This is a genomic window from Rhodococcus sp. C3V (assembly GCF_029269915.1).
GTDB lineage: Bacteria > Actinomycetota > Actinomycetes > Mycobacteriales > Mycobacteriaceae > Rhodococcus_F > Rhodococcus_F qingshengii.
Genome location: NZ_JARJBE010000007.1, coordinates 248734 through 268047, shown reverse-complemented (window position 1 = coordinate 268047; position 19314 = coordinate 248734). Strand labels below are relative to the sequence as shown.

Annotated in this window: 20 protein-coding genes; 19 read left to right on the top strand and 1 reads right to left on the bottom strand. The window is 62.4% G+C overall.

Going from position 1 to position 19314, the window contains the following annotated elements; translation table 11 throughout:
* Window positions 1-59 precede the first annotated feature (59 nt).
* From P3G66_RS19835 to P3G66_RS19775, 13 genes are all read left to right on the top strand, one after another.
* A complete protein-coding gene (locus P3G66_RS19835) occupies window positions 60-1115 on the top strand; it encodes a squalene cyclase (RefSeq protein WP_238592514.1) in 1056 nt (351 codons plus the stop codon).
* 516 nt (window positions 1116-1631) lie between these two features.
* Window positions 1632-3311, top strand: a complete 1680-nt coding sequence (locus P3G66_RS19830; RefSeq protein ID WP_228117877.1) for an ammonium transporter — start codon at window positions 1632-1634, stop codon at window positions 3309-3311.
* Window positions 3312-3362: 51 nt separating this feature from the next.
* Window positions 3363-3665, top strand: coding sequence for an urease subunit gamma (locus tag P3G66_RS19825; RefSeq protein WP_007731718.1), 303 nt, complete (start codon window positions 3363-3365; stop codon window positions 3663-3665).
* 29 nt (window positions 3666-3694) lie between these two features.
* On the top strand, window positions 3695-4132 hold the full coding sequence (locus P3G66_RS19820) for an urease subunit beta (protein ID WP_003943812.1): 438 nt from the start codon (window positions 3695-3697) through the stop codon (window positions 4130-4132).
* A 35-nt stretch (window positions 4133-4167) separates the two neighbouring features.
* A complete protein-coding gene (locus P3G66_RS19815) occupies window positions 4168-5886 on the top strand; it encodes an urease subunit alpha (protein ID WP_003943847.1) in 1719 nt (572 codons plus the stop codon).
* A 9-nt stretch (window positions 5887-5895) separates the two neighbouring features.
* Complete coding sequence (gene ureE / locus P3G66_RS19810) at window positions 5896-6597, top strand: urease accessory protein UreE (protein WP_276117020.1); 702 nt, start codon at window positions 5896-5898, stop codon at window positions 6595-6597.
* The gene (locus tag P3G66_RS19805; protein ID WP_047271507.1) at window positions 6581-7294 is read left to right on the top strand and encodes an urease accessory protein UreF; all 714 of its coding nucleotides are present in this window, start codon (window positions 6581-6583) and stop codon (window positions 7292-7294) included. Before ureE ends, P3G66_RS19805 begins: the two co-directional genes overlap by 17 nt.
* A 10-nt stretch (window positions 7295-7304) precedes the next feature.
* Entirely contained in the window at window positions 7305-7946 is a 642-nt protein-coding gene (ureG, locus tag P3G66_RS19800; RefSeq protein WP_007731713.1) for an urease accessory protein UreG, read from the top strand.
* The gene (locus P3G66_RS19795) at window positions 7943-8890 is read left to right on the top strand and encodes an urease accessory protein UreD (RefSeq protein WP_276117019.1); all 948 of its coding nucleotides are present in this window, start codon (window positions 7943-7945) and stop codon (window positions 8888-8890) included. Before ureG ends, P3G66_RS19795 begins: the two co-directional genes overlap by 4 nt.
* Before the next feature lie 34 nt (window positions 8891-8924).
* Window positions 8925-9968 (top strand): urea transporter, encoded by a 1044-nt coding sequence (gene yut / locus P3G66_RS19790; protein ID WP_030535783.1) that lies wholly within the window; start codon window positions 8925-8927, stop codon window positions 9966-9968.
* A 104-nt stretch (window positions 9969-10072) separates the two neighbouring features.
* Window positions 10073-10594 (top strand): gluconokinase, encoded by a 522-nt coding sequence (locus tag P3G66_RS19785; protein WP_030535782.1) that lies wholly within the window; start codon window positions 10073-10075, stop codon window positions 10592-10594.
* Complete coding sequence (locus tag P3G66_RS19780) at window positions 10591-11373, top strand: SDR family oxidoreductase (protein WP_007731708.1); 783 nt, start codon at window positions 10591-10593, stop codon at window positions 11371-11373. The genes P3G66_RS19785 and P3G66_RS19780 overlap by 4 nt, the downstream gene beginning before the upstream one ends.
* A 45-nt stretch (window positions 11374-11418) precedes the next feature.
* On the top strand, window positions 11419-12345 hold the full coding sequence (locus tag P3G66_RS19775) for a D-isomer specific 2-hydroxyacid dehydrogenase family protein (RefSeq protein ID WP_125050198.1): 927 nt from the start codon (window positions 11419-11421) through the stop codon (window positions 12343-12345).
* On the opposite strand, the gene nac is transcribed toward P3G66_RS19775, so the two are convergent.
* Window positions 12339-13262, bottom strand: coding sequence for a nitrogen assimilation transcriptional regulator NAC (gene nac / locus P3G66_RS19770; RefSeq protein WP_030535780.1), 924 nt, complete (start codon window positions 13260-13262; stop codon window positions 12339-12341). The genes P3G66_RS19775 and nac overlap by 7 nt on opposite strands.
* 191 nt (window positions 13263-13453) lie before the next feature.
* Between nac and P3G66_RS19765 the strand changes: the two genes are divergently transcribed.
* From P3G66_RS19765 to P3G66_RS19740, 6 genes are all read left to right on the top strand, one after another.
* A complete protein-coding gene (locus P3G66_RS19765; RefSeq protein ID WP_007731705.1) occupies window positions 13454-14257 on the top strand; it encodes a 5-oxoprolinase subunit PxpA in 804 nt (267 codons plus the stop codon).
* Window positions 14254-14961 carry a carboxyltransferase domain-containing protein gene (locus tag P3G66_RS19760; protein ID WP_172403470.1) on the top strand — a complete coding sequence of 236 codons (708 nt, stop codon included), beginning with the start codon at window positions 14254-14256 and terminating at the stop codon, window positions 14959-14961. The genes P3G66_RS19765 and P3G66_RS19760 overlap by 4 nt, the downstream gene beginning before the upstream one ends.
* Window positions 14954-16027, top strand: a complete 1074-nt coding sequence (locus P3G66_RS19755) for an allophanate hydrolase (protein WP_276117018.1) — start codon at window positions 14954-14956, stop codon at window positions 16025-16027. Before P3G66_RS19760 ends, P3G66_RS19755 begins: the two co-directional genes overlap by 8 nt.
* Window positions 16024-17358 carry an MFS transporter gene (locus P3G66_RS19750; protein WP_047271513.1) on the top strand — a complete coding sequence of 445 codons (1335 nt, stop codon included), beginning with the start codon at window positions 16024-16026 and terminating at the stop codon, window positions 17356-17358. The genes P3G66_RS19755 and P3G66_RS19750 overlap by 4 nt, the downstream gene beginning before the upstream one ends.
* Before the next feature lie 95 nt (window positions 17359-17453).
* Entirely contained in the window at window positions 17454-18209 is a 756-nt protein-coding gene (locus P3G66_RS19745; protein ID WP_007731698.1) for an SDR family oxidoreductase, read from the top strand.
* A gap of 11 nt (window positions 18210-18220) precedes the next feature.
* Window positions 18221-19264 carry an L-idonate 5-dehydrogenase gene (locus tag P3G66_RS19740; protein ID WP_276117017.1) on the top strand — a complete coding sequence of 348 codons (1044 nt, stop codon included), beginning with the start codon at window positions 18221-18223 and terminating at the stop codon, window positions 19262-19264.
* Window positions 19265-19314 lie beyond the last annotated feature (50 nt).

Genomic DNA, 19314 nt, shown 5'->3' with positions numbered 1-19314 from the left:
CAGACGTCGAGAAATGTGTTAACCGGATGGCCTGCTTCGCCTTTCGATAGTATTGCCAGATGGCACCCCGAGCCGACTTGCTCGCGTGGCTCCTCGATTCGGATCCGGCGATTCGGTGGCAGGTGGAGCGCGACCTGCTGAACGAAGCGCCCACTGTGTGGGCGGCGACGCGCGCGTCGATCGCTACCAAAGGATTTGGTGCACGCCTGCTTTCATTGCAGGATCGAGACGGCCAATGGGCGGGTGGGGCGTTCTTCCCGGCAGAATTCGACTTCGTGGGACCCGAAGCAGCAGAAGAAGGTTCGCAACCCTGGACGGCAACTACTTGGACGCTCAACTCCTTGCGTGAGTGGGGCCTCGACGCCAGTGTTCTGCGGGAGCGTCGTACTGCAGAACTGCTCGCGGAGAACTGTCGCTGGGAGTACGAGGGCCGGCCGTACTGGGACGGTGAGGTCGATTGCTGCATCAACGCCTGGACGGTGGCAAACGGTGTTTGGCTCGGCATGCCCGTTGATGAACTGGCTGATTGGTTTGTGCGGCATCAACTTCCGGATGGTGGGTGGAACTGTGAGTGGATCGAAGGTTCGACCCGATCGTCGTTCCATTCGACGCTCAATTCACTCAAAGGGCTTCTCGCGTACGAGATCGCGACCGGGGGAACAGATGAGACGCGCGCGGCTCGACGATCCGGTGAGGAATTCTTGCTGCAGCGCGGTCTGTTCCGGAGACTCTCGACCGGGGAACCGGTGGGGGACTGGATCGGCCGGTTCGCGTACCCGTTCCGGTGGCGTTACAACGTGCTCAACGCAGCCGACTACTTCCGCGAAGCGTCGTTGTCGGATGGAAATGAGCCTGATCCGCGAATGGCGGACGCGATCGAGATGATCCGGGCCGCTCGAGCCTCGGATGGGACGTGGCTCCAGGCCGGTCGCCAACCGGGGCGGGTGTGGTTCGAGGTCGACACAAAGGCGGGGGAGCCGTCGAAGTGGCTGACTTTGTCCGGCATCCGAGTGCTCGCCTGGTGGGATCAATCCTCCCCTCTAGGGTTCTGCATAACAAAAGAGTTACAGCGAAAGTCATTTCACCTTCAAAGGTTATCGAAAGGTGATCTTTGATCTTCCAGTCGAAATATCCAGTACGGATTAAGAACATATTAACGACAGGATTGCCCTCAGTGCGGTGAAGGTTAATCATCTGAACAGGTGAGAAGATGTTCGGTGAAATTACCTACCCGATTGGATAGGCGGGTCACCGACGTTGGTAATCGCATAAGGTGCTCGCGATTGTCTTGGTTAGGGAGCTAAGTCCCGAGCTGGAAACGGCATTTCTGCTCCGAAAGTGGCGCTCACCTGCGGCTACGTTCCCCATTTTGCAGGACTTAAACCACTTTCGGCGAGATTTAGTCTCGCAATTGCAGGTTGTGGAGCGTCCGCAATGTTTAGGCAAAGTCCCATCTTTTCCCAGAACAATGCTCTACTAAACGTGAAAACCGGATGTTCCCCCGATTTTGCTGAGAAGGTGCAACTATGGGGCGTAGCGTAACTGTCGCAGCGAACCGGAACATCGCGAATTGCTGCTCTAACCAATGACTTTGTTCAGGTCCGAATAATGCTCGGAGGTCGTCGATGTCGATGGAAATGGTGTTAGCCGAAGCAGTGATAGACAGTGGGGACACGGCGTGGGTGCTGATCTCCGCGGGTCTGGTTCTCTTCATGGTTCCCGGACTCGCCTTCTTCTACGCCGGTCTGGTGCGTGGTAGCAGTGCGCTCGTCATGTTGCAGCAGAACCTCGTCCCACTCGGACTCGTCTCGATTACCTGGGTCGTGTTCGGATACAGCTTCGCGTTCAGTGGAGACTGGGGTTCCGGCTTCCTCGGTGACCTCAAATTGTTCGGCTTGCAGGACATACACACAGCCGCCGCCCCGGGCTTCCACCTGATCGAAGGTGCAGTCGCGGTACCGACTCTGGCGTTCGTGGTCTATCAGATGATGTTCGCGATCATCACGCCCGCGCTGATCACCGGTGCGACCGCAAACCGGCTCAAGCCCTTGGGCTGGGCCGTTCTGCTCGTGCTGTGGTCGATCATCGTCTACCCCCCGATTGCGCACTGGCTCTTCAATCCCGAAGGCTGGTTGGCGCTCCGCGGAGCTCAGGACTGGGCCGGCGGAATTGTCGTCCACGCATCCGCCGGCGCCGCCGCCCTGGCAATCTTGCTGGTGGTAGGTAAACGTCCGGGATGGCCCAACGCCGAGGCAGTCCCGCACTCGGTGCCTCTGGCGTTGATCGGCGCAGGCATCCTGTGGTTCGGCTGGTTCGGATTCAACGCGGGCGACGGATTGGCTGCCGATGGTGTTGCGGCACAGGCCTTGATGAACACTCACATCGCCGCAGCGGGCGGTATGGTCGTCTGGCTCGTCATCGAAAGGTACACCGAGGGCAAGGCCACGGCGATCGGCGGAATCACCGGCGCGGTAGCCGGTCTCGCGACCGTCACCCCTTGCGCCGGCTTCGTCAGCACCTTCTCCGCGTTGGCGATCGGCGCGCTTGCCGGACTGGTCTGCCACTTCGCGCTCGCGCTCAAGTCGATCTTCAAGTTCGACGACGCGCTCGACGTCATCGCGGTCCACTTCATCGGCGGCATCCTCGGTTCACTCCTTCTCGGTTTGTTCGGCGAAAAAGCCATCAATTCGATCGGCCGCGACGGACTCTTCTTCGGCGGCGGGGCAGGACTACTCGGCGAGCAGGCGCTGGCGTTGATCGTCGTCATCGCTTTCTCGTTCGTGGTGACCTGGCTGATCGCCACGGGCATCGAGAAGACCATCGGTCTCAAGCTGGCCCCAAAAGACCAGGTGGACATCGACCGTCGTCAGCAAGGCATGGACGCATACCGCTACAACGCCGCATTCGTCGACGCAGGTGGTGCGCCGCAGACCAGCGGGTTCGACTCGGGGGTCCTGGTCGAGGGGGCAAAACTTGTTCCGAACCTCGGCGCCCCGAAGCACGAACTCATCACCGCGGTATTGCAGACCATCGAGTCTGAGAAGCTACGGGAGGCGCTGCTGGCCGCCGGAGCGGAGTCGATAGTCGTATCGGAAGCGCATGTCTCCGCGAGTGACTCGGCCTCGCTCAAGTTCCGCGGACAACGCAACGACGTCGTGTTCACCGAGCGGTTGCGTGTCGAGGTGCTGGTCGCCTCGGAACATGCACAGGCGGTTCTGGACGCGATCAACGAGTACTCGGGCGGCAGGAGGAGCGGTTTCGTCCAGCAAGCGGCCGAACCTCTCACCGAAGCGACGGAACAGGGGAGCTGACATGTATTCGACGACAGGGAGTTACCGCATGATCGACAAGGAGCGTTCAGAATGCATCTGACACCGCGAGAACTCGACAAGCTGACAATCCTCATGTTGGCGGATGTCGCACTGAGGCGAAAGGCAAAGGGGCTCAAACTCAATCACCCGGAGTCCGTCGCAGTTATCACTGCAGCCGCCCTGGAGGGAGCTCGGGAGGGCAAGACTCTCGAGGAGGTCATGGCCGACGCATCGCACGCCTTGACGGTCGACGACGTGATGGACGGTGTCGCGGAGATGATTCCACGTGTGCAGGTCGAGGCGGTGTTCCTCGACGGTAGCCGGCTCGTCACCGTGCACTCTCCGATCCAGTAGCCCGACCGAGATGTCAGGAGCACTCCAAGATGGCAAGCAAATCGACGAAGAAGGATTCCGGCGGCGAGAAGAAAGTGCCGGTCGGCGGATACGTGTTGCGGGACGAGCCGATCGAACTCAACGAGGGCCGTCCACGTTTGAAGTTGCGAGTCCGAAACACCGGTGACCGTCCCATCCAGGTGGGTTCGCACTACCACTTCATGGAAGTCAATCGCGCGTTGTCCTTCGATCGTGAACAGTCCTTCGGCTGGCGCCTCGACATTCCCGCGGGCACGGCGGTCAGGTTCGAGCCGGGCGACGAGAAGGAAGTGACGTTGGTGCCGTTCGGCGGCAAGCAACGAGTGCAAGGCTTCAACGGACTTGTCGACGGTTGGGCGCCGACCCACGCCGCCTACCGGCCTCGGCTTCCCGGAGCCGTCCAGCGTGCCGAAGAACTCGGCTTTCTGTCCGAACCTCAAACCGACTGATTCTCGTTCACGGCGGACGAAGGAGAGCAACACCCATGACAAGCATTTCGAGACAAGAGTATTCGGGTCTGTTCGGGGTCACCACGGGTGACCAGATCAGGCTGGGTAATACCGACCTGTACATCGAGGTCGAGGAAGATCTTCGAACGATCGGCGACGAGTCGATCTACGGCGGCGGCAAGACGCTGCGCGACGGCATGGGCCAGGATCCGGAGTCGTGCAGCATCGACGGTGCCCTCGACCTCGTGATCACCAACGTGGTCATCGTCGATGCAACCATCGGCGTCGTCAAGGCAGACGTGGGAATCAAAGACGGCAAGATCGTCGGCTGGGGCAAGGCGGGAAACTCCAGCACGATGGAAGGCGTCACCCCGGGGCTGACCACCGGTCCGGCGACCGACGCGATTTCCGGTGAGCAGATGATCCTCACTGCCGCCGGCATCGATCCGCACGTGCACCTCGTGTCACCACAGCAGGCGTACCACGCGCTCAGTGGGGGAGTGACGACGCTGATCGGTGGCGGCATCGGCCCGACCGACGGAACCAACGGCACCACCATCACTTCCGGTATCTGGAACATGGAGATGATGCTCAAGGCCAACGAGGGTTTGCCGGTCAACGTCTGCATGTTGGGCAAGGGGAACTCGTCCGGGCATCAGTCGCTGGTCGAACAGATCAAGGCCGGTGCGGCCGGTCTGAAGGTCCACGAGGACTGGGGCGCGACACCGGCCACAATTCGTGAGTCTCTTCGGGTGGCAGACGAAATGGACGTTCAGGTCGCCATTCACACGGATACCCTCAATGAGGCCGGATACGTCGAGGACACCATCGCGGCCTTCGAAGGCCGTACCATTCACACCTATCACAGCGAGGGTGCGGGTGGTGGTCACGCACCCGACATTCTGCGGGTGACGGGCGAGGACAACGTACTTCCGGCGTCGACCAATCCGACGTTGCCGTACGGCATCAACACTCAGGCCGAGCTCTTCGACATGATCATGGTCTGTCACAACCTCAATCCCAAAGTGCCCTCGGATGTTTCGTTTGCCGAGTCTCGCGTTCGCGCGGAGACGATCGGTGCCGAGAACGTACTGCAGGACATGGGCGTCATCTCGATGTTCTCGAGTGACTCGCAGGCGATGGGCCGCGTCGGAGAAAACTGGCTTCGCGCGATCCAAACAGCGGACTGCATGAAGCGGTCCCGCGGAAAGCTGCCCGAGGATTCACCGACACACGACAACTTCCGCGTGTTGCGCTACGTCGCGAAGGTCACGATCAATCCCGCGTTGACGTTTGGTCTTTCGCATGTGGTCGGGTCGATCGGTGTCGGGAAGATGGCGGATCTTGTTCTCTGGGAGCCCGCATTTTTCGGTGCGAAGCCGAAGACGATCATCAAGAACGGTCTGATCAGTTGGCATGCCATGGGAGATCCGAATGCTTCACTCCCGACACCACAACCGGTGATCTACCGGCCGATGTTCGGTGGATTCGGCAAGGCGTTGCCGCAGAGTTCGGTCTCGTTCGTCTCGCGAGCGGCACTCGACGACGGCATCAAGGACCGGCTCGGTCTCGAACGTCAGGTTGTTGCTGTCGAGGGGACCAGAACAGTCACCAAGCGTGATCTGGTTCGCAACTCGGCCACTCCGGAAATCAAGGTGGACCCGGAGACCTTCGCGGTGACTGCGGACGGCGTCCACGCATACGTCGAACCTGCCGAATCCATTCGCTTGAACCAACTTTACTTCTTCAGTTAGGGGTCTCCAGTGTCGGGAACAATCACACACACGCACGGCGCCGATGCGACGCCACACACGCACGGCGCCGATGCGACGCCACACACGCACGGCGCCGATGCGACGCCACACACGCACGGCGAGATGACCGCGCCGAGCGGAAAGCCGACGCGAGTCGACGCGCTGCTCGGGAAGGAGACCGACGAGGAGTGGGCCGGTCGACTCGACAATGCGGTAGTCGACGTCTTGTCGCTCGATCAGTGGGAAGCGCAGAAGAGTCGGTTACGACGCACCACGATCGGTGGCCGTGAATTGGCCGTCTCGCTCGATCGGGGTATTCAGTTGCAGGACGGCGACATTCTGCTGTGGGACGAGCAGGCGAACACCGTCGTCGTGGCGAGGATCAACCTCAAGGACGTGTTGGAGATCGACCTGAGCGCACTGGTCGAGGTGACGCCCGAGAAGATGATTCAGACGTGCTTGGAGTTGGGACATGCCGTGGGTAACCAGCACTGGCCTGCGGTGGTGAAGGGAATGAAGGTCTACGTTCCGTTGACGGTCGACAAGGCGGTCATGGGCTCGGTGATGCGGACACATGCTTTCGAGGGCATCGAGTACACCTTCATCCCGGGCGCCGAGGTAATTCCCTACATCGCTCCACACGAGGCACGCCGTTTGTTCGGTGCGGCCGCGCGTGAGGGCGAGGGGCATACCCATGACCCTCTCGTCTGAGGGATCCGGGCTCAGCATCAACCGCGCGATGCGGATGATGCAGTTTTCCGATTCCATGTTCCCGGTCGGTTCCTTCTCGTTCTCCAACGGTTTGGAATCGGCCGTGGCGCAGGGAATTGTCACGGGTGGTCCGTCGCTGCGGGAGTTTGTGCTCTCGGCCGCCCATCAGGGCGCGACGTGCGACGGTATCGCCGTACTCGCGGCGCACCGGGGTGCGGCAGCCGGTGATTTCTCGGCGATCCTCGCCGCTGATCATGCAGTGATCGAACGCAAACTCAACGAAGAAGCACGCACGATGAGTACCCGCATGGGTAAGAAGTTGGCCGAACTCGGCGGGCGCTTGGCCGGTGAGACCCTGTTCAACAAGTGGTTGGCCGCGATCGCATCGGGAGAGACGCCGGGTACCTACCCCGTCGGCCTCGGAATTGCTTTCGCGGAGATGGGTTCTCCGGAAGAGGACGCTTTCACGGTCAATCAGTACGGTGTCGCGATGACGTTGCTCGGCGCTGCCCTTCGTATCGTCCGAGTCGATCACCTCACGACGCAAGAGATTCTGTTCGAGGTCAATCAGAGCGCCGGCCGTGAGTACGCCGCAGTGCGTGACTACGGACTCGACGACATGTCCAATTTCGCCCCGATGATCGACATTCTGGCTGCGGTTCACGTCAAGGCGCACGTCCGAATGTTCATGAACTAGAAGGAGAACGATGAAGAAGACAACGCGCATCGGAATCGGCGGACCCGTGGGTTCGGGTAAGACCGCACTCATCGAGGCGATCACGCCGGAGTTCATCAAGCGGGGCACCAGCGTTCTGATCATCACCAATGACGTGGTCACTACCGAAGATGCCAAGCATGTGCGCAAGGCTCTCAAAGGTGTTCTCGTGGAGGAACGTATCGTCGGCGTGGAGACGGGAGCCTGCCCACACACCGCCGTCCGCGAAGACCCGAGTATGAATCTCGCGGCGGTCGAGGACATGGAGAAAACGTTCCCGGACACCGACGTGGTGTTCATCGAAAGTGGTGGCGACAACCTCACACTGACGTTCAGTCCAGCTCTGGTCGACTTCTTCATCTACGTCATCGACGTAGCCGCAGGCGACAAGATTCCGCGCAAGAACGGTCCGGGAATCTCGCAGTCCGACATCCTGGTCATCAACAAGACCGATCTCGCACCGTACGTCAACGCCGATCTCGGAGTCATGGATCGCGACTCCAAGGGGATGCGCGGCGACAAGCCGTTCGTCTTCACCAATTGCATGACCGGGGAAGGCATCAAGGAAGTGGTGGACCTCATCGTGCACGGAGTCCTCTTCGACGAAGAGGAAGTGGGAGCGAGCGCACCGTGAGCGCAACGTCCGTCCCGGGAGCATCGCGGTCGCTCCCGGGGCCGATCCCGACCATCCCGGAACTCGACCAGTACCAGGACCAGCCGAAGCAGGCCCCGGCCGGCAAGGTCGGGAAGACCGGCGTTCTCGAGATGCGATTTGTCGACCGTGGCGACAAGACGATTCTGCGGGACATGTACCGCAAGACACCGCTGCTCGTTCAGCAGGCGCTGTACTGGGACGAAGCGTTGCCGACCATGCCGTGCGTCTACATGATCTCGACGTCCGGCAGTGTGTTGCAAGGCGATCGACTGTTCCTGACCATCGAGATGGAACCGGGTTCCCTCGCGCACGTGACCACTCAGTCGGCCACCAAGGTTCACCGGATGGATGCCAATCACGCGTCGCAACTCCAGAAAGTGGTGCTCGCGGAGAATTCGTATCTCGAACTGATGCCCGGGGTGACGATCCCACACCGCAACGCGAGGTACTACGCGCGCACCGACATCACGGTGGATCCGACTGCAACGCTGTTGTCCTCGGAGATCGTGATGTCGGGTCGCAAGTACCACGACGGCGGAGAGATGTTCGTCTACGACCTGTACTCCACAATGATCAAGGCGGAGCGTCCGGACGGGAAGAACCTCTTCACCGAGAAATTGGTGATCGAACCGGCACGCTTCCCCGTGCGATACGGCGGAATCATGGGCGACCACGACGTGTTCGGCAATGTCATCCTGCTGACACCGAAGGAGCACGCCGACGCGATTCTCGAAGAGGTAGTTCCGGGCCGTGACGGCAAGGTCGTTTCCGGAGCGAGTCGGCTACCGAACGACGCCGGTCTCATCTTCAAAGTCCTCGGTCCGGAGAGCGAACCCGTCAAGGCGAAGGTTCGTGATTTCTGGGCTCTGGTGCGAAAGGCAGTTCTGGACACCACCATTCCGCCCGTCCCGCTGTGGGGATGACGCGGATCGTCGGAGAAGGATCGAGGGACGTGCGATGACCACCATCACCAAACCCTGGGACGACGTCGCGGACAAGAACGTCGTGCTCAGATTCATCGACACCAATCTCAAAGGCTCCGGGCAGGTGATGTTCCAGGGCAATGCGCTGACGGGCCTGCTGTTTCTGGTCGGTATCTTCTGGGGAGCGATAGCCGCGGACACGATCACCGTCGCAATTGGTGCCGTGGTGGGTCTGGTGGTATCCACCGTCACCGGCATGATGCTGCACTCCGACGACGATTCGATGCGTATCGGCCTGTACGGATACAACGGAGTTCTTGTGGGAGCTGCCTTTCCGACGTTCCTTGCCGGCGGTGTGATGCTGTGGATCTACCTCGTGGTGGGAGCTGCCGCGTCGACGATCGCGTTCCTGGCCGTTGCCAATGTCTTCAAGACGTGGGGCGTACCGGCGCTGACCTTTCCGTTCAACCTCGTCAACTGGTTCTTCCTCCTCGCGGCGTTCCAGTTCCTGCGGATCGAAACGTCAGACCTCAGCGCGGGCCAGTTTCCCCAGCACATCGGGGACGCGTCAGTTCATGCCGAAATTACTTTCAGCTTCCTGTGGGACACGCTGTTCCGCAACGTCTCCCAGATCTTTCTGATCAACAACACCGTCACCGGCATTATCTTCGTGATCGCGCTGCTGGTCGCGTCGCGTTGGGCGGCGTTGTTCGCGCTCATCGGTTCCGCGATAGCGATGGGTTCGGTACTGGCGCTGGGCGCAAACACCGTCGACATCGGCAATGGTCTCTACGGGCTCAGTTCGGTGCTGACGGCAATTGCTCTCGGATCGGTGTTCTACAACCCGTCGTGGCGTGTGTTCGTCTACACCGTCTTCGGAGTACTGGTGACTGTTGTCATCCACGGCACGCTGGTGTCTGCCTTTGCTCCGATCAGCCTGCCGGCCGGAACGGGCCCGTTCGTCTTCGCGACGTGGCTGTTCCTGCTGCCGAAGAAGAAGTTCGTTCCCATCCAGCACGACACCATCGAGGGTGGAGCGGCCGAGGGCAAGGATTCGATCGCGAAGGCGAACGGATAGGGCTCGAACGGGCAGAAGTTCCTAGATCGTTCCGCTATGGCACCCTCGCGAACCGGTATCACTCGAGTATTGTCTGGCCTTCGGTAGTCGGGCATGGTCGAAGCATGACCGTGCAGGTAGTTGTGATGGGTGTGGCCGGTGCTGGAAAAAGCACCGTGGCAGTGGGTCTCGCCACGTCTCTCGGGGCAGACTTCGTCGACGGTGACGATCTGCACCCCGAGTCCAATGTCGCCAAAATGCGTTCGGGGACACCGTTGACCGACGAAGACCGTGTGCCGTGGCTCGACGCGATCGCGGCCTGGCTTTCCGAGCGTGCCGATGCGGGACGAACAGGCGTCGTTGCCTGTTCGGCTCTGCGAAAGGACTATCGGGGCCGGTTGCGCCCGGACGGTCTCGACGTGCAGTTCGTCCACCTGGCCGGTGATTTCGAGACTATCTCCGCACGTATGCGTTTCCGCGCCGGGCACTTCATGCCGGAGAGTCTGCTCATCTCCCAGTTCGAGGCTCTCGAACCGCTTACAGACGACGAGCGCGGCATCACGCTGAATGTCGTCTCCGAACCGAGCACACTGGTGGGCGAGGCAGTCGACTACATCCATACATCTCAGAGGAGCGTCACAGCGTGAGTAGCACCGCAAGCCCCGGCCCGTTCGACATTTCCGGGAAGGTCGCGCTGGTGACGGGTTCGAGCCGAGGCATCGGCTCGGCCCTCGCGACTGGTCTCGCCGAGGCGGGTGCGGTGGTGGTGCTCAACAGCCGAAATTCCGACGTGCTCGAAGCCGAGCGTCGACGCATCGCCGACGCGACCGGCGCAACGGTGCACGCATACGCGTTCGACGTCACCGATTCGGCCGCCGTCCGGGATGCGGCGACACGCATCGAGGCGGAGGTCGGCCCGGTCGAGATCGTTGTCAACAACACCGGCGTGCAGCACCGCGCCCCGCTTCTCGAGTTCGGCGACGACGACTTCCGGCGTGTCATGGACACCAACCTGACCAGTGCGTTCTACGTCGGACGTGAATTCGCCCGCGGCATGGTCGAGCGCGGACACGGGAAGATCGTCAACATCTGCTCGGTGCAGAGCGAACTCGGCCGAGCGGGAATCGCACCGTACGCAGCCAGCAAGGGCGGGCTCAAGATGCTCACCCGCGGGATGTGCGCCGACTGGGCACCCTTCGGTTTGCAGATCAACGCGATCGCACCGGGATACTTCGACACCGAACTGACCTCTGCGCTGGTCAACGATCCGGAGTTCACCGCGTGGCTCGCCAAGCGGACACCCGCCGGACGTTGGGGCCGTACGGAGGAGCTGATCGGGTCGCTACTGTTCTTGGCCTCCCCGGCTTCGGATTTCGTCAACGGTCAGATCCTCTACGTCGACGGCGGAATGACGGCCGTCGTCTGATTGTCCGCTGTTAGATCGTCCGCTACTCGAACAGAAAGCACCCACATGACAGACGCCAGCGCCCCTCGCATCCACCTCGGTCCCGTCGAGGATCCTCACGTCGCCGACGGAATACGCCGAGCCGGTGGAGTTCTCGTTCCACTGGCAGACGCCGAGGGCGTCGTGTGGGTACACGGGCCGGAGACGTTCCCGTCGTCGCTACCCGATTCTGTTCGCTGGGTGCAGTTGCCGTTCGCCGGCATCGAGCCCTGGTTCGACGCCAAGGTGATCGACGACAAGCGGGTCTGGACGTCTGCTGCCGGAGCGTACGCGGGCAATGTTGCCGAACATGCGATGATGCTTCTCCTCGCCGGAGTTCGTTCTCTCCCCGAACAATTGGCGGCGCAGTCGTGGCGCAAGGAAGAGTTCGACCCGCGGGTGGGCACTTTGCAGGGCTCGACAGTGGCGATCATCGGTTGCGGCGGAATCGGCCGTGCGTTGATCCCGTACCTCGCCGCGTCCAAAGTCAAGGTCATCGCGATCACCCGCTCCGGGACCCCTGTCGAGGGTGCTTCCGAAACGCTCTCGGCCGACCGCACCGGCGAAATCTGGTCCAAGGCAGATCACTTCGTGATCGCAGCACCGTCGACATCCGCGACGCGGCATCTGGTCGGCAAGGCCGAACTGGACCAGATGTCGGAGTCGAGCTGGATCGTGAACATCGCGCGTGGCACCCTCGTCGACACGGACGCATTGGTCGACGCACTGGAAGCCGGTTCGATCGGCGGGGCGGCACTGGACGTCACCGATCCCGAGCCGTTGCCGGACGGGCATCGGTTGTGGAAGCTGCCCAACGCGATCATCACTCCACACGTCGCCAACCCGGCTACGACGCTCACCCGCGTCCTGGCAGATCACGTTGCAGCCAACGTCGCCCGATTCGCCGCAGGTGAGGACCTCGCCGCCGTGATCGATCCGTCGGCGGGCTACTGACCGCTCGCGTTGGTTCCCTTCACGTAATCGGCAACGACGGTGCGCAGAACATCGCGCACCGCCTCGGCCGGTTTGGAGAGGGGCTGATTGGCCGGGGTGCCAAGGGAGACATGCACTTCGATGCCCGGCTCGATGCGTCGTAGCTCGAGCGCTTCGACGTCCATGACCCTGCGGGCCACCGACCACGGCAGAACCGTCGCGCCCAATCCGGTGCGTACGGCCTCGGACAGCGTCATCACCGATTCCACTTCGGCCACGACGTTCGGTTGCTGCTCTGCACGGTCGAAAGCCTGCTCCACCACCTTGCGGATGGTGTGCATCCGACCCGGAAGCAATAGTGGCAGTTCGGCGATCTCGGGCAGGGAGATGTCGGATCCCGATTCGCCTGCCAGTCCGGTACCGAACGGGGCAACCACCACCAGCTCCTCGGTGAGCAAGCGTTCGAACGTCACACCCTTGATCGGGCCGGCGTCGTACAACAACGCCAGATCCATGCGACCGGTCATCATCGCTTCGCTGAGCACGCCACCGAAGTTCTCGTTGATGTGCAACAAGATATTCGGGTGCTGCTCGCGCACACGGGCCAAGAGCGGCAAGGCGATTGCCGTCGCGGTGCTGTACGGGGCGAGGCCGACCGAGACGCCACCCGCCAGCGCCCGTCCGACCACGGACACCTCGGCCTGGGCACTCTCCACCTGACGCAGAATCACCTGAGCATGCCGATAGAGTGCGTGCCCCGCATCGGTCGGCTCGACACCCTGTTTGCTGCGGATCAGAAGTTGCTGACCGAACTGCGTTTCCAGCGACGTCATCTGTTGGCTCAGGGCGGGTTGTGCGATGTGCAGGATGTCGGCGGCTCGGGTGATGCTGCCGGCATCGACAATTCGTACGAACGAGTAGAGCCTTCTCGTGTCCATGCTGTGCAAACTACCAGCTCAACGGACATATCGAATTCCGATCACCCCAACGCGAAACGGTATTAACAACCCTTTGGCGTTCCTGAGTAGCGTCCCAGAAACACCGAAGTCGACACACAGAACTTCGACAGTCGGACCAACCACGGGCAACGGCGCCCGTACGAACAAGTAAACGAACCGGAAGGACCGAAATGGCAACCAGCATCGATCTTGTCGCCGATCTCGGCGAAGGTTTCGGCACGTGGACCATGGGCGCCGACGATGCTCTGCTCGACACGCTGACTTCGGCCAACATCGCTTGCGGATTCCATGCAGGCGATCCACGAACCATGGATGCGACCGTGCGGGGGTGCGTATCGCGCGGTATCGGCATCGGCGCGCATCCGAGTTTTCCGGACCTCGCCGGATTCGGACGTCGCGCGATGGATCTCAGTGAGAACGAGGTCCGAACCGACGTGCTGTTCCAACTCGGCGCCCTTCACGCCTTTGCGGTCGCGAGCGGAACGTCGTTGTCGCACATCGCTCCCCACGGCAAGCTCGGGAATCTTGTTGCCGTACGCCAGGATTACGCGCGCGCCGTCGTCGATGCGGTCGCGGCCTTCGATCCGTCGTTGATCGTGCTCGCCCAGGACGGGGCGTTGGCCGACGAGGCGACTGCCCGCGGATTGAGCGTCGGCATCGTCGGAATCGCGGATCGCGCATACAACTCCGACGGAACTCTCGTGCCCCGCAGCGAGCCGGGAGCGGTGATTCACGACGTCGACGTTCTGGTCGAGCGGACCGTTCGGATGGTGGTCGAGGAAGTCGTCGAAGCTGTGGACGGCACGTTGATCCCGGTTGTCGCCGATACGGTCCTCGTGCACGGTGACAACCCCGGTGCCGTCGCGAACGCGAAGGCGATTCGCGCCGCGCTCGAGGCCGCCGGTGTCACCATTGCGCCGCTGACCCGGGTCGTGGCGTCACGGCGGGCCCGTGATGTCGGGTGTTCCGCGTGAAGACCTACGTCGCCGACTGCGGTGACGCCGCCGTTCGCGTCAGTGTCAGCGGCGGGACCGCCGAGCAGAACTGGAACACCGTTCGATCGATCGCTGCACGTTTCGATCTCGGTGCCGACGGCATCGTCAGCGTCATCCCGACATACGACGCCCTGCTGGTCGAGTTCGACAACCTCCTCACCGACCACGACGCCGTCCGCGGCCTGGTTCGCGAAGCAACGACTATCCCCCGACCGCTGGAAGGTGAACCTAGGACGTTCGAGATCCCCGTCGTCTACGGGGGCGAACACGGCCCGGACCTGGGTGATACAGCGCGGTTTCTCGGCGTCACCGAAGCCGAAGTGGTGCGCCTTCACTCCGCAGCCCCGTTGGTCATGCGTTGCTACGGCTCACCCGGCGGCGCCCCGATGCTCGACGGCCCGGCGTTCGGCCTTCCCATCCCGCGCCGATCGAGCCCGCGACCGCACGTCGCGGCCGGTTCCGTTGCGGTGGCCGGACGTCAGGCAGTCGTTTCGGCCAGGCCTGCGCCCGGCGGTTGGGCAGTGATCGGCCGGACCCCGCTCATCTTGGTCGATCCGGCGTCGGAGCAGATTTCTGCCTACCGCCCGGGCGATCTGTTCGTCTTCCGTGCGATCGACGCCGATCGCTGGGACGACTTCGACGGACGCTCGCTCCTGCCCGTAGGGGGTGATCCCCATGGCTGAGACCGTCACCGTCCTGACTCCCGGAATCAGCTCCGTCCAGGATTTGGGGCGTGGATCGGCGTCGCAGTTCGGTCAGGCGACGGGCGGCGCAGCCGACCAGATCAGCGCGGAGATCGCCAACGCGTTGGTGGGTAGTAGGCGCGAGGCCCCGCTACTGGAGTTGACGGCCCTCGACTTTTCAGCGTCGGCGTCCACGGATCTGCTGATCGCCGTCACGGGTGCACCCGCAACGGTGACCGTGGACGGACATCGGCAACCGCAGTGGGAACCGATCGTCTGGCGAGCCGGTCAGCGGCTTGCCGTCACCGGAATCCACGACGGATTGCGCGTCTACGTCGCCGTCCACGGAGAGCTGACGGCCGACTACCTCCTGGGCAGCTGCGCTCCCGACCAGGTCCTCGGATTCGGCCGTCACTTGACCGCGGAGGAGACGCTGGTCGTCGACACCGACTGCCCGCCGATCGACCACCCGGTCTTCCGGCTACCGCTGTTCCGGTTGTTGCCCGACCGACCGTCCTTCGGCAACGTGTGGACGCTCGACGTGACCGACGGCCCCGACATCGACGACTTCGGGGAGAGTGCAGCCGCGCTGTTCGGCACCGAATTCGTGGTGGGCGATCAGAGCAATCACATCGGGCTTCGGCTGGCATCTACCGATGAGCAGCCGCTCCCACAGCGCACCGGCACCGGCGAGGTCCTCTCGCGCGGCGTCCCCATCGGTGCCGTCGAAGTACCCGCTGGCAACGAACTTCTGGTCCTGCATCGAGGTAGAGGCGTCACCGCCGGTTATCCGGTGCTGGCAGTCGTCACCACCGTTTCACTCTCACAGCTGGGACAGGCCCGACCCGGGCACCGCGTCCGATTCCGGAACTGCAGCGTCGCAACGGCGGTTGCAGAGCACCGCGAACAGCAGCACCGCATCGCCTTGCTGAGGCGGCGTGTGGAGAACGTATTCACCACCCTCCGGATACCTCTTCACACCTCGGAAGCCCGAGTACCGAGCCACGTCGGCACCACACGCCCCGCGAGCGCTCCGCGCCGCGCGTCTATTTTGGAGACAGCATGACCAACACCATCGAAGCGGTAGACGGCCAGGTAGCCGACCCGCGCAAGGTCCGGAAAGTCGTCGCAGCGGGCTGCGTCGGCATCTTCGTCGAGCTCTACGACAACGGTGTCTTCGCGTTCATGGCGACGGCACTGGCCATCGTGTTCTTCGACGTATCGAAGTCGAGCGACGCGCTGATGCTGGTGTTCGCCGGCTACGCGGTCTCGTTCTTCGTTCGGCCCCTCGGCGCGGTGGTCTGCGGCATCCTCGGCGACCGGATCGGTCGACAGAAGATGTTGGTGTTCGTCATCATGCTGATCAGCGTGGCGACCGCCGGTATCGGCTTGCTGCCCACCTACGCGGCCATCGGTATCGCGGCACCGGCACTGCTGATCTTTCTGCGGATCGTGCAGGGATTCTCCGTCGGTGGTGAAGCTGCCGGCGCCATGACGTTCCTCGCCGAACACGCCCCGGAAGGCAAGCGCGGCTTGATCACGAGCTACGCGCAGATCGCGTCGTTCCTCGCACTGCTGACCGGAACGATGATCGCGTTTGCCATGTCGCCGTGGCTCAACGCCGACGCGATCAACGGCGGCGGACTCGCATCGTGGGCGTGGCGCATCCCGTTCCTCATGGCCATTCCGATGGGAATCATCGGCTGGTACATCCGCCGCGCGATCTCCGATACCCCGAACTTCGAGCGGCTCAAGGAATCCGGCGGTTTGTCGCGCAATCCGCTCAAGGAAGCATTCTCCACTCCCGAACACCGTCGCGCCATGATCCTCGCCCTGTTCATCCCCTTGATGAATGGTTCCGGCTACTACGTTCTGTTCTCGTACATGCCCACGTTCCTCAAAGGCGATCAGATCGGATTCTCGACCGGGACAGCGCTTCTCGTCACCGCATCCAGCCTGGTCGCGATCTGCTTCGCGATTCCGTTCATGGGTGCTCTCTCCGACCGGATCGGTCGCAAGAAGGTCATCGCCGGTGCAGCTGCGGCAATGGCGATCGGAGCGATCCCCTGCTATGCCATGATCGTGACCGGCAACGTCGGCCTCGCCGTTCTCGGTGCCTGCCTCATGGCAGTGATCTTCGCCGGGCACACAGCCGTCATCCACATCCTGATCGTCGAACTGTTCCCCACGCGGGTTCGCTACTCCGCCTACGGTTTGGGTTACAACATCTCGTCCGCACTCTTCGGTGGTACCGCACCGTTGTTGATGACCTGGTTGATCCCCGAATTCGGTATCTACGTTCCCGCCTTCTACGCGGTCATCACTGCAATCGGCACGCTGATCGCGGTCAGCACCATCACCGATCGCGCCCACGTTCCGCTACGCGACACTCTGTGACTTCTCGCGTGAGTCACTCCTGATCCGGCCCGGTGGCCGCCTGCAGTCCGCGGCGGCCGCCGGGTCATACCAATTTCTTCCTGTAGGAGCACACAATGCCTTTCTCCGATTACCGCACAGCTCTCGTCACCGGCGCCAACACCGGAATGGGTGCCGCCGTCACCGAGATGTTCACCAAGCGCGGACTGACGGTCTACGGCGTCGCCCGCAATGCCGACAAGCTCGGTGAGGTTGCCGATCGCACCGGAATGATCCCTCTGCCCGTGGACATCACCGACACCGCCGCGCTCGCCGAAGCTGTCGGCGGACTGGAGATCGACATCCTCGTCAACAACGCGGGGGTGTCCGCAACCGGAAACATTCTCGACGCCGAAGAAGCATCGGTCGACGCGATGGTGGACGTGAATCTTCGTGCAGTGCTGCACCTGTGCCGCATTCTGCTGCCGGGAATGGTGGAGCGCGATCTAGGTCATGTCGTCAACATCAGCTCCATCGCCGGCCTGTACAACTTCTACGGCCACACTGCCTACCACGCGACCAAGGCTGCGGTGCACCAGATTTCGCGCCAGCTGCGAAACGACTGCATCGGCAAGCGGATTCGAGTGACCGAGATCTGCCCTGGCCGGGTCGAGACCGAGATCTTCGGTCGCAACCTCGGCGGCACGCCCGAAGCCATGAAGGAAGCGTGGGAGACCTTCTACGAAGGCTACGAATCCATCACTACCAAGGACATCGCGGATACCATCGAGTTCGCGATCGACGCCCCTGGCCACGTCAATCTTGGTCTCATCGAGGTGCTCCCCACCTTCCAGGTGCCCGGTGGCCTCGACTTCATCCGTCGCAACGACTGAGAGAGCGCATCATGAGTTTTGTACTACCGGAAACGACGCTCGGAGTGGTGGCCCATGCGGCAGGTGACCTGCGGGTCGAGCATGTTGCGTTGACTGCGCCGACCGCCGAGCAGGCAGTGATCGAGATCGCTTACGGCGGTGTGTGTGGATCAGATCTGCACTACTGGACGCACGGCGCGGCGGGGGAGTCGATTCTGAAGGCACCGATGCTGCTCGGTCACGAGGTGGTCGGCACGGTCGTGACGGCCGCGGCGGACGGAACGGGGCCGGCAGTTGGAACTTCCGTGGCCGTACACCCCGCAACGCCCGGTGGGACCGCGCCTCGGTTCCCGAGCGATCGGCCCAACCTCTCGCCCTGCTGCACATACCTGGGAAGTGCAGCGCAGTACCCACACACCGAGGGCGCCTTCGTGAAATACGCAGTGCTCCCGACGCGCATGCTCCGGGAACTGCCCGAGGGGTTGGACCTGCGGACTGCGTCGGTAGCCGAACCGGCAAGCGTTGCCTGGCACGCTGTTTCGCGAGCGGGAGACGTACGCGGGAAGAAGGCGCTGGTCGTCGGCTGCGGACCCATCGGCGCACTGGTCGTGGCTGTGCTCAAACGAGCAGGCGCGCAGTCGATCACCGCGGTCGACGTGCACGACGTTCCGCTGCAGATCGCGTCGACGCTCGGTGCGGATCGGGTTCTCGAGGCCACCGACGCCGAGGCAGTCGCCGCATCCGATGCCGACGTGGTCGTCGAGTGCACCGGCAATCATCGCGGGCTCGAATCCGCTATTCGCGGGGCGACGAGCGGTGGACGGGTGGTCATGCTCGGGCTTCTTCCGTCCGGACCTCAACCGGTACACATTTCGCTGGCGATCACGCGAGAGTTGGAGTTGGTGGGCTCATTCCGCTTCAACGACGAAATCGACGAGGTGCTGCTCGCCCTCGCCGACGGTTCGCTTGCTGTCGATGCTGTTCTCACACACGAATATCCGGTCGAGGAAGCTCTGGAAGCCTTCGCAGTCGCCAAGGATGCTTCGGTGTCGGGGAAGGTGCTGTTGCGGTTCTGAGTCCTTCGACCCTGTGCGCCTTTATTAACCGCGGGTGGTTAATAAAGGCG